The 10,426-nt window shown below is 69.2% G+C and carries 12 protein-coding genes; all 12 read right to left on the bottom strand.

From position 1 onward, the window contains the following. A partial coding sequence (locus D7W79_RS46505; RefSeq protein ID WP_500681248.1) for a DedA family protein occupies positions 1-279 on the bottom strand: 279 nt, incomplete at its 3' end. A gap of 304 nt (positions 280-583) precedes the next feature. Beyond that, on the bottom strand, positions 584-1,054 hold the full coding sequence (locus D7W79_RS31745) for a cyclic nucleotide-binding domain-containing protein (protein ID WP_120529120.1): 471 nt from the start codon (positions 1,052-1,054) through the stop codon (positions 584-586). Between the two features lie 33 nt (positions 1,055-1,087). Further along, positions 1,088-1,603: a gamma carbonic anhydrase family protein gene (locus tag D7W79_RS31740; RefSeq protein ID WP_120529119.1), complete on the bottom strand. Its 516-nt coding sequence runs from the start codon at positions 1,601-1,603 to the stop codon at positions 1,088-1,090. 36 nt (positions 1,604-1,639) lie between these two features. Continuing rightward, complete coding sequence (gene miaB / locus D7W79_RS31735; RefSeq protein ID WP_120529118.1) at positions 1,640-3,025, bottom strand: tRNA (N6-isopentenyl adenosine(37)-C2)-methylthiotransferase MiaB; 1,386 nt, start codon at positions 3,023-3,025, stop codon at positions 1,640-1,642. Positions 3,026-3,098: 73 nt separating this feature from the next. Beyond that, complete coding sequence (locus D7W79_RS31730; protein ID WP_120529117.1) at positions 3,099-3,614, bottom strand: hypothetical protein; 516 nt, start codon at positions 3,612-3,614, stop codon at positions 3,099-3,101. Between the two features lie 26 nt (positions 3,615-3,640). After that, on the bottom strand, positions 3,641-5,038 hold the full coding sequence (locus D7W79_RS31725) for a VWA domain-containing protein (RefSeq protein ID WP_120529116.1): 1,398 nt from the start codon (positions 5,036-5,038) through the stop codon (positions 3,641-3,643). 4 nt (positions 5,039-5,042) lie between these two features. Beyond that, on the bottom strand, positions 5,043-6,338 hold the full coding sequence (locus D7W79_RS31720) for a class I SAM-dependent RNA methyltransferase (RefSeq protein WP_120529115.1): 1,296 nt from the start codon (positions 6,336-6,338) through the stop codon (positions 5,043-5,045). A 39-nt stretch (positions 6,339-6,377) separates the two neighbouring features. Continuing rightward, positions 6,378-6,770 (bottom strand): PilZ domain-containing protein, encoded by a 393-nt coding sequence (locus D7W79_RS31715; protein ID WP_120529114.1) that lies wholly within the window; start codon positions 6,768-6,770, stop codon positions 6,378-6,380. An 87-nt stretch (positions 6,771-6,857) separates the two neighbouring features. Beyond that, positions 6,858-7,520, bottom strand: a complete 663-nt coding sequence (locus tag D7W79_RS31710) for a CoA transferase subunit B (protein ID WP_120529113.1) — start codon at positions 7,518-7,520, stop codon at positions 6,858-6,860. Between the two features lie 4 nt (positions 7,521-7,524). Continuing rightward, the gene (locus tag D7W79_RS31705; protein WP_120529112.1) at positions 7,525-8,226 is read right to left on the bottom strand and encodes a CoA transferase subunit A; all 702 of its coding nucleotides are present in this window, start codon (positions 8,224-8,226) and stop codon (positions 7,525-7,527) included. Positions 8,227-8,239: 13 nt separating this feature from the next. After that, entirely contained in the window at positions 8,240-9,421 is a 1,182-nt protein-coding gene (locus D7W79_RS31700; protein ID WP_120529111.1) for a thiolase family protein, read from the bottom strand. Between the two features lie 235 nt (positions 9,422-9,656). After that, on the bottom strand, positions 9,657-10,426 hold a 770-nt coding region (locus D7W79_RS43935; RefSeq protein ID WP_208729889.1), incomplete at its 5' end, for a hypothetical protein.

Below are 10,426 nucleotides of genomic sequence, written 5' to 3'. Positions count from 1 at the left end.
GGCAGCGTCAGAGGTGTATAAGAGACACCCCAGCCGCGTGCCCAGCCGGCGCCCCGCCAGGTAGATGAGGCTGTCACCCACCAGGATGCCGAAGAACCCCACCGCCATCATCACCGGCAGGTGGGCCGCGCCCTTGTGCGCCAGGAACCCACCCAGGATGAGCGAGATGTCCTCCGGCAGCGGCACGCCCAGGCCGCAGGCCACCAGGACGGAGAATACGGTCAGGTAGGCGAAGAGGCCCTGGGAGTTACCGAGCAGGTTGGTGAGCAGTTCTTCCACGCGTCGTTCCGTCCAATCACTTCCGAAGGGCCGCTCGGCAACCACCCGGGCCAGCCCGTCCACCACCCAGCCATCAACCGGGTGCGGCAGTTGAAAACTCCGGCCGCCCAGCTTCCCACCTCAAGCGCCCGGGCCCCACCACGAAAGCCCCGGCTTCATGTCTACCCACACCCACGGTGTGCGACAGCTTGAAAGCCCGGGGGGACTCCAGGCAGGCACAGTAACCACCTCGGGTGCGGGTGGCAGGGCCCCGAGCGTTTCCGGCCTCCGGGCAGGAACCTTGCGCGACCTGCCCGACAGTCGGTCAGCTTCCCGGAGCCCGCGCCACCAGCGTGCGCAGCATGTCCCGGTTGTCCCGGGCCTTCGCGCCGAAGTGGCTGACGATGCCCATCAGCAGCTTGATGCAGGCCTGCGGCTTCGCGGCGAGCAGCTTCTGGAAGTCCGCCGCGCGGATCTCCAGCGCCATCACGTCCGTCTGCGCGGTGGCGGAGCACAGCCGCTCACCCTTCTGCACCAGCGCCAGCTCTCCCAGGGGCTCCCCGACGGTCACCTCACCCAGCGGGACGTCTTCACCCGACGGGCTCCGGGCGCTCAGCCGCACGGTGCCCTCGCCCACGATGAGGAGTGAATCCCCGGGCTTGCCCTCGGTGAACAGCGCCGTCCCCTTGGGGAAGGCGCGCGACACGGCCGCCGCCGCGAAGATGGAGATGCCGGTGTCGGTGAAGCCCTTGAAGAGCGGACAGGCCTTCAGGGTCGTCTCGGGCACGAGAGCCATGGGGGTGTTCCTAACACGCACAGCGTGGCCGCGTCAGCGGCTGGCGCGGTGTTCGGCGGCGGTGTGCACGTAGTGGAGGGCGGACTGCACCAGGAACTCGCGCTCGCCGTCGTTGAGCGGGCGCTTCACCTTGCCGGGCGAGCCCACCACCAGCGTCCCGGGGGGAATCTTCGTCCCGGGCGTCAAGAGCGTGCCGGCGCCGATGATGCAGTCGTCCCCCACCTCCACGCCGTCCATCAGGATGGCGCCCATGCCCACCAGCACCCGGTTGCCCACGACGCACCCGTGGAGGATGACCCGGTGGCCCACCGTGCAGTCGTCGCCCACCGTCGTGGAGTCACCCTGGCTGGTGACGTGCACCATGGTGAGGTCCTGGATGTTGGTGCGCTTGCCGATGCGGATGGAGTTCACGTCCCCGCGCAGCACGGAGTTGAACCAGATGGACGAGTCCTCGCCCAGCTCCACGTCGCCCACCACCTGGGCGGAGTCCTCGATGAAGCAGCTCGGGTGGACGCGGGGGGACACCCCGCGAAACGGCTTCAACGGCATGGGAGTACCTCCGACGGCGGAACAGCGGCGGAAGCGTCAGGCCTCCGCCGGCACATGCAGCGGCACGGGCAGCTCCACGGCGGGCGGCGCCACGGTGGGGGCCTGGAGCATCGCCACCTGCTTGCCCGCGAGCTGGTTGGGCGTGGCGCGCTCCACGTGCACCTTCACGATGGAGCCCGCCGGAGCGTCGCCCTCGAAGTTCACGGTGCGGTTCTCCGGCGTGCGGCCGAAGCGCTTGGTGGCGTCGTAGCGCGAGCGGCCCTCGACCAGGACCTCCACGTCCAGCCCGACCTGCGCCTGGGTGTACTCGCCGCTGATGCGCCGCTGCAGCTTCTGCAGCCGCTCCAGCCGGGCCACCTTCACCTCGTGCGGGATGGGGCCCCAGTCCTTCTCGCGCAGCGCGGCGCCCGTCTTGGGCCGAGGGCTGTACACGAAGGAGAACTGGTTGTCGTACTTCACCCGCTCCGTGAGCTGCATCGTCATCTCGAACTCTTCCTCGGTCTCCCCGGGGAAGCCCACGATGATGTCCGTGGTGATGGCGATGCCGGGCCGCGCGGCGCGCAGCTTCTCCAGCCGCTCCATGTACTGCTCGACGGTGTAGTCGCGGCGCATCATCTTCAGGATGCGGTCGCTGCCGCACTGCACCGGCAGGTGGAAGTGCGGGGCGATCTTCGGCTGCACGCGGAAGGCTTCGATGAGCTCGTCCGACAGGTCGTGCGGGTGGCTCGTGGTGAAGCGCACGCGCTCGATGCCCGGCACCTCCGCGGTGCGCAGGAGCAGCTGCGCGAAGCTGATGCCGCCCTGGTACGAGTTGACGTTCTGGCCGATGAGCGTGACTTCGCGCACGCCCACGCCCGCCAGGTCCGCCACCTCGTTGAGCACCTCCGGGAAGTTGCGGCTCACCTCGCGGCCACGGGTGTGCGGGACGATGCAGAACGAGCAGACGTTGTCGCAGCCCTTCATCACCGTGACGAACTCGGACACCTTGCCGCGGGACGTCTCCGCGTCGGCGCGCGGGAAGACGTACTCCTCGGAGTCCACGAAGGCCGTCTCCACCACGCGCTCGCGGGCGTCCAGCACGCGGCCGATGACCTCCGGCAGCTTCGCGATGTTGTCCGGGCCGAAGACGAAGTCCAGGTAGGGCACCTTCTTCAGCAGCTTGTCCTTCTCCTGCTGGGCCACGCAGCCGCCCACGCCCAGGATGGCGCCGCGGCTGGCCTTCACCGCGCGGTAGCGCCCCAGCGCGGACAGCATCTTGTCCTCGGCCTTCTCCCGGATGGAGCAGGTGTTGAGGATGATGAGGTCCGCGTTGTCCGCCTCGGGCGTGGGGACGTAGGACATCTTCGACAACGCCTCGCTCATGCGGAGCGAGTCATTGACGTTCATCTGGCAGCCGAAGGTGTGGATGAAGTAGCGCTTCATGGGTGGGCCTTGAAGGAAAACGGGCCGTTATGCGACGCCCGGACGCGGAATGCAACCGGGCGGGCACTCCGGGTCATCCCCGGCTGAGCACCTTCGTGAGCCGGGTGTGCAGGGCCAGCAGCTCCGGCTCGCGCTCCCGGAGCAGGGCCACCGTGTCCACGCCGTACCGCCGGCCCAGGGCGTCCGTCTCCCGCTCCTGCTTGACCAGCTCGTCCCGGACGCGCTTCTTCACCTCGTCCACCTCCGGCCCGGAGCGGGACTCCAGCTCCGTCAGCTTCGAGCGCAGCCGCTGCATCGTCCACCGCCGCCCGCCGAAGGCCCGCAGGACAGCGCTCCCCCACTCCGCCGCCTTCACGTCCAGGCCGCTGGCCTCCAGCGCCGCCTTGGCCGCGCGGGCCATGGCCTCCGGGCCGGCCTCCGCCTCCACGTGCGCCAGGAAGGTCTCCTGGTAGCGGACCAGCGCGTCGAGCAGCGCCTTGTCCACCGGGCGGGACGCCATGCGCAGCGTGCGGTCGTCGGCGGCGTCGAAGTCCGGGCCGGTCTCCACGTTGGGGACGTCCTGGTAGTCGTCGAAGAAGGACGGGGCCATGGGGCTCCTCGGGTTGAAACGGGTTTTCAGACGGGGACGAGCTGTTCCGCGATGCGGGCCAGGTCCGACACGGAGGTGACGACCACGGCCTGGGTGCAGTGCTTCTCGTAGGTGAGCATCTCGCTGTCGCCGATGCCCCAGTTGCCCCGGTCCTCGGGGCAGATCCACAGCACGCGCTTGGCCTTGCGCTTCAGGTCCTTCAGGGCCCAGGCGTTGCTCGCGTTGTAGTTGTTGCGGCCGTCGCCAATGATCATCACGGTGGTGCGGCGCGTGATGCTGCCCAGGTGGTCGCGCGTGAAGTCCGCCAGCGCACGGCCGTAGTTGGAGTTCGCGCTCATGGACACGGTGCGCCCGGCGGTCGCCGCGTCAATGGCCTCGCTCACGTCCAGGTCCTTGAAGAACTGGGTGACCTCCCCCACGTCGGACACGAAGACGAACGAGCGCACGCGCACGAACAGCGACTGCAGCGTGTGCATGAACAGCAGCATCATCCGGGACGCGTTGCGAACGGAGTCGGACACGTCGCAGAGCACCACCAGCTCCGGGCGCTCCGGCCGGCGGGTGCGGAACATGGGCACCATGGGCACGCCGTCCCACGGCATGTTCCGGCGCAGCGTGCGCTGCACATTGAGCGAGCCTCTCCGGTGCGAGCGCTGCTTGCGGATCATCCGGCTCTTGAGCTTCTCCGCCAGCGTGCGGACGGCGGCCTCCATCTGGTCCACCTCCGCCTGCGTGAGCAGGTGCAGCGGCTTCTCCGTGACGGCGTCCGTGCGGCGGCGGATGCGAGCCTCGGACTGGCGCTTCACCTCCGCGCGAGCGGCGTCTTCAATCTTGCGCATCGCCGCGGCCACGTGGCGCGAGACGATCTCCACCCCTTCCGCATGGAGCCCGCGAGCCTTCAGCTCGTCCTCCAGCGACTTGAGGTCGGACCGCGCCCGCTCCATGCCCGCGGCCGCGAGCATCCGCCGCGTGAAGAACCCCGTCTGCAGTGGGCTCTCCAACTGCCCCAGGTCCAGCTGGAGCGACGCCTGCCGGAAGATCTGCGCCAGCCGAGCGCGGTCGCCCGCGAGGATGGCCTGCGCCAGCGGGGACATCTCCGGGGCCAGCAGGTTCATCTGGTAGATGACCATCTTCAGGAGGTCGCCCTCCAGATAGCCCTCTTCCTCCAGCTGCTTCGCCAGCGATGCGTCGATGGCCTCGAACGTGCGGGCCGCGCCGGAGAAGAAGAAGTCGAACGCGCGGCGGAAGGTCTCCACGTCCAGCTCGCGCTTCACCAGCGTGGTGCGCAGCACGGAGCGGAACAGCGCCCGGTCCTGGACGCCCACCTCGGCGGTGGCGCGCAGGGCGTCCTGCACCTCGGACGTGCTGACGCGGACGCCGTTCTGACGAAGCACCTCCGCGAACTCGACGATGCGCGCGTCCATGGCGTCAGGCCCCCCGTTCGAAGGACATCACCGCTTCCACGTGGTGCGTCTGCGGGAACATGTCCACCACCTGGAGCGCCACGGGCTTGTAACCGGCCTCCACCAGCCCCGCCGCGTCGCGCGCCAGCGAGGCCGGGTCGCACGCCACGTAGACGACCCGGCGCACGTTCAACGCGCGCATCCACTTCGCCAGGCCCGGAGCCCCGGCGCGCGGCGGATCCGCGAGGCACAGGTCGAACGAACGGCCCTCCGCCACCAGCCCGTCGCACACCTTGCGCGCGTCGCCCTGGACGAAGCGCACGTTGGCCACCCCGCCCTCGCGAGCACTCCGCTGCGCCAGCTCCACGCCCACCGGGGACGACTCCACGCCCAGCACCGACCCTGCCGTGCCGGCCAGCGGGAACGTGAAGTTGCCGTTGCCGGAGTACAGCTCCAGCACGGAGTCCGTCTCCTTCGCGCCCAGCTCGTACAGGGCCGCGGTGACAAGCCCCACGTTGGCCTCCGCGTGCGCCTGGGCGAACGCATCCGGCCGCAGGTACACCGGCACCTCCGGGCGCAGCGGGGACAGCGAGCGCAGCACCGGCCGCCCGATGAGCCGCGCCGAGCCCTCCTTCGGCACCAGCACCGCGCCCTCCAGCCGCAGCGCGCGCACCGCGGCCTCCGCCGCCTCCAGGTGCCGCGCCGTCACCGGGCCGCTCAGGTTCACCGCGAACGCGGCCTTGTCGCCCTCAGCCAGCAGCAGCACCTCCTCGGTGTCCTTGGCCAGCGGCTTGAGCAGCGGGGCCAGCTTCCCGGGCAGCGCGGAGAGCACCGGCGTGAGCGCGGGGCAGACGTCGATGGGGATGCGCTCATGGGTGCGCCGGCCGAAGTAGCCGAGCGCCCCCTTCCCCGCCCCGTGCAGCACCGCGCGGCGGCGGTAGCCCCAGTCCCGGGGCGCCACCATCAGCGGCCGCACGGTGAAGGCCGAGCGCTTCAGGTGGCCCAGGTGCTCCAGGGTGGAGAGGACGATCTCCTGCTTCGCCGACCGCTGCGCTGTCACCGCCAGCTCCAGCCAGTCACAGCCGCCGCACGCGTCGGAGTACACGCAGCGCGACGACACGCGCTCCGCCCCGTCCGCCAGCACCTGCCGCAGCTGTCCGCGCAGCACCTTCCCCTGGGCCTCCAGGAGGACGCGCACGGTGTCGCCGGGGAACGCGCCGGGAACGAAGACGGTGCGCCCCTCCCACTGGGCCACGCCCTCTCCAAGCTGGCCCAGCCGTTCAATCGTCAGTTCAATGGGGGCTTCGGGCAGCGTCGTCATCGCAGGCGCACTCGTGGGGGCCGCCTGGGTGGGGCCGCCCTACTTCCGGGTCGCACTGCCACGCTCGTCCGCCGGCAGGGCTTCCCGCAGGCGCTCCACGAACGCTTCGATGCGCGACCGCTTCTCGTCGTCAACGTCCAGGAACTCCACCGCCATCCCCGGCACCTCCGCGCCCGTCGTGCCCTGCGCGTTGGTCCGGGTCACCTTCCCCGACAGGTCCACCGGGAAGCTGGCCCCCGGCAGCGACACCAGCAGGCGCACCACCGTGCCCACCGGCAGCGGCTGCTGCGTGTTGATGTAGAGCCCGCCGCGCGACAGGTTCACCGCCCAGTCCGTCACGAAGCCCGCCACCGTGCGGTACGCCACGGGCAGCTCATGGTCGATGCGGTGCGCGCGAGGCGCGGGGACGGGCTTCTCCGAAGTGTCGGACATGCGGTGCTCCGTTCCCCTTAGGAAAGGTGGCTTCCGTCCGCCTCCACAGAGCGGCGGGGCAACGGAAGCGCACCCTAGCACCGTACCTCAGGCCTGGAACTTCATCTCGCGCAGGTCGGGCGCGATCTTCAGCTTCGGCTCGGTGAGCTGCTGCACCCGTTCCACCGTCAGTCCGGGCGCCAGCTCCCGCAGGACCAGGCCCTCCGGCGTCACGTCGATGAACGCGTGGTCCGTGACGATGTGGTGCACGCACTTGAGGCCCGTCAGCGGCAGCGAGCACTTCTTCAGGATCTTGGGCTGCCCGTCCTTGTTGGCGTGCTCCATGGCCACGTAGATGCGCTTGGCACCCACGGCCAGGTCCATGGCGCCGCCCATGCCCTTCACCATCTTGCCGGGGATCATCCAGTTGGCCAGGTCACCCTCTTCGCTGACCTCCATGGCGCCCAGCACGGCCAGGTCGATGTGGCCGCCGCGGATCATCCCGAAGGACAGCGCGGAGTCGAAGAAGGCGGAGCCCTTCACCACCGTCACCGTCTCCTTGCCCGCGTTGATGAGGTCCGGATCCTCCGACCCCTCGTCCGGGTACGGCCCGATGCCGAGCAGGCCGTTCTCCGACTGGAGCACCACCTCCACCCCGGGCGGGATGTAGTTGGGCACGAGCGTGGGGATGCCGATGCCCAGGTTGACGTAGAAGCCGTCCTTGAGCTCCTGGGCGATGCGCTGCGCGATCTGTTCACGAGTCAGGGGCATGGCTTCAGGACGCCTTCTTGCGGACGGTCCGCCGCTCGATCCACTTGTGGAGGTTCTTCGCCTGCACCAGCCGGTGCACGAAGATGCTCGGGATGTGCACCTGGTCCGGGTCCAGCTCTCCCGGCTGCACGATGTGCTCCGCCTCCACGATGGTGACCTTGGCGGCCATGCACATCATGGGAGAGAAGTTCCGGGCCGTCTTGTGGAACACCAGGTTGCCCCAGGTGTCCGCCTTCCACGCGTGGATGATGGCGAAGTCGGCCTTGAGGGGCGTCTCCAGCACGTGCAGCCGCCCGTCGATGATGCGCGACTCCTTGCCCTCGGCCACCTGGGTGCCCGCGCCCGTCGGCGTGAAGAACCCGCCGATGCCGCAGCCGCCGGCGCGGATGCGCTCCGCCAGCGTGCCCTGCGGATTCAGCTCCACCTCCAGCTCACCGGAGAGGAACTGCCGCTCGAACTCCTTGTTCTCCCCCACGTAGCTGGCGACCATCTTCTTCACCTGCTTGTTCTGCAGGAGGACGCCCAGCCCCAGCTCCGTGGTGCCGCAGTTGTTGGAGATGATGGTGAGGCCCTTCACGTTCTTGCGGTGAAGGGCTTCGATGAGGTTCTCCGGATTGCCGCACAGCCCGAACCCACCACTCATGAGGGTGATGTTGTCCGGGATGTCGGCGACCGCCTCATCCGCGCTCGCGTAGACCTTGTTCATGCGGGCCGTGTCCTCAGCGCTCGACCATCAGCGCGATGCCTTCGCCGCCGCCGATGCAGAGCGACGCCACGCCGCGCTTCTTGTCCTGGTCCTTCATCGTCTGGAGCAGCGTGATGAGCACGCGCGTGCCGGACGCGCCAATCGGGTGGCCGAGCACCACCGCGCCGCCGCGCACGTTCACCTTCTGCGGCTCCAGGCCGAGGATGCGGTTGTTGGCGATGGACACCACGGAGAAGGCCTCGTTGATCTCCCAGAGGTCCACGTCCTTGGCGGTGATGTTCTGCTTCTTGAGCAGCGCGTTGATGGCGTCCGCCGGCGCGATGGTGAACTCCACCGGCTTGCGGGCGGCCTGCGCGTAGCCCTTGATGCGGCCCAGGATGGTGCGGCCTTCGGCCTTCGCCCGCTCCTCGCTCATCAGCACCACGGCCGCGGCGCCGTCGTTGATGGAGGACGCGTTGGCGGCCGTCACGGTGCCGTCCTTCTTGAACACCGGCTTCAGGCCCGGGATCTTGTCCGGCTTGGCGTTCTTGGGGCCCTCGTCCTCGGAGACGGTGGTGAACTCATCCGGCTTCTTGCCCGGAATCTGGACGGGGACGATCTCCGCGGCGAACAGGCCTTCCTTCTGGGCCTGGATGGCGCGGCGCGTGGACTCCAGCGCGAACTCGTCCTGCTGCGCGCGGCTGATGCCCTGGGAGGTGGCGCACTCCTCGGCACAGTTGCCCATGTGGACGTTGCCGTACACGTCCCAGAGGCCGTCGTTGATCATCGCGTCCTTGAACTCCACGTTCCCCATGCGGGCGCCGCCGCGCATGGTGTGGCTCAAGTAGGGCGCGTTGGACATGGACTCCATGCCGCCCGCGACGATGACGTCCGCGTCACCCAGCGCGATGGCCTGCGCCGCGGCAATCACGGTCTTCAGGCCGGAGCCACAGACCTTGTTGAGGGTGACGGCCGGCACGGACTCCGGGATGCCCGCGAAGATGGACGCCTGGCGGGCAGGCGCCTGGCCCACGCCCGCCTGAAGGACGCAGCCCATGATGACCTCCTGCACGGCCTCCGGCTTCACGCCCGCGCGCTCCAGCGCCGCCTTGATGGCGATGGCGCCCAGCTGGGGGGCGGTGAGCTTGGACAGCGCTCCCTGGAAGGAGCCGATGGGGGTACGGGCCGCGCCCACGATGACGACTTCACGAGCCATGGAACTGCCTCCAATTTGCGGATGAGCGAACAGCCAGGGTTAACGGCGACGGGGGCACTTATCACCGGGCGTTCCCGGGAGTTCAAGCGTCCTCGCTCGGCGTGCAGGCACGCCCGGACATGGCGCCGGGTGCGTGCGGCCCTCACTGTCCACCCCTGGCCAATCGGAGGCGCTTCCACCCGGGGGAGACCCCTGCCGACCGGTCGGACGGTGGGGCCCCCCCTGGCTGTGCGCGTCAGTTCACCTTGGCGCGGGTGTAGGCGTTCGCGTTGGGAACGATGAGGTCCTGGAAGTGCTTGTAGAAGGCGTCCGCGGAGCGGGGCTTCCCGGAGGCCTCGTAGAAGAGCTTGTGATTCGTGGCGGGCTTCGCGGCCCGGGGCAGCAGGGACGCGGCGCTGGTGTCGCCCTGGCCCGACTGGCGCGCGAGCAGGAACTTCGCGGCCGTGTCCGGCCCCAGGAAGTGCGCGAGGTACAGCTCCGTGGGCCCCACCTTCAGGCCCTTGCGCTCCATGATGACCTGATTGTCCTTGGCGTATTGGGCGCCCATCAGCGCGTTCATGTCGGCGTCCTTGCGCATCGCGAAGATCTTCTCGCGCGCGCCGGCGTCGTCCACGTAGTGCTCCTTGGTGGCGGGGTTGTATTTGACGTGGGAGGCCAGGTCCTTCATCCCGAACTCGGCCCCGTGCTGCTTCACCATCCCCAGCCACGTGTTGTCGATGAACTGGTAGAGGCCCGTGGCGGTGGTGTCACGGGCCTTCTTCGCCGGGTCGAAGGTGCTCTCCTGGAACGCCTTGGCCTTCATGTAGCCGTAGTCCACGCCGACGCGGTCGGACGCTTTGCGGATGGCGTTCTCCACGCTGCTGGATTTCGGCTGGTAGAGCTTGCCGTTCACGATGGCCGTGGGCTTCGCGCCGCTCACGTTCTGGGGCTGGGGCTGCTGCGTCGCATTCCCCTGCACCCCACCCTGCGCCAACGGCTGCGGCTGTGACTTCGGCTGCGTGGGGG

Source organism: Corallococcus exercitus, assembly GCF_003611585.1.
GTDB classification, from domain to species: domain Bacteria; phylum Myxococcota; class Myxococcia; order Myxococcales; family Myxococcaceae; genus Corallococcus; species Corallococcus exercitus.
The sequence above is the reverse complement of the archived record's forward strand: the minus strand, read 5'-3'. Positions and strand labels throughout refer to the sequence as shown.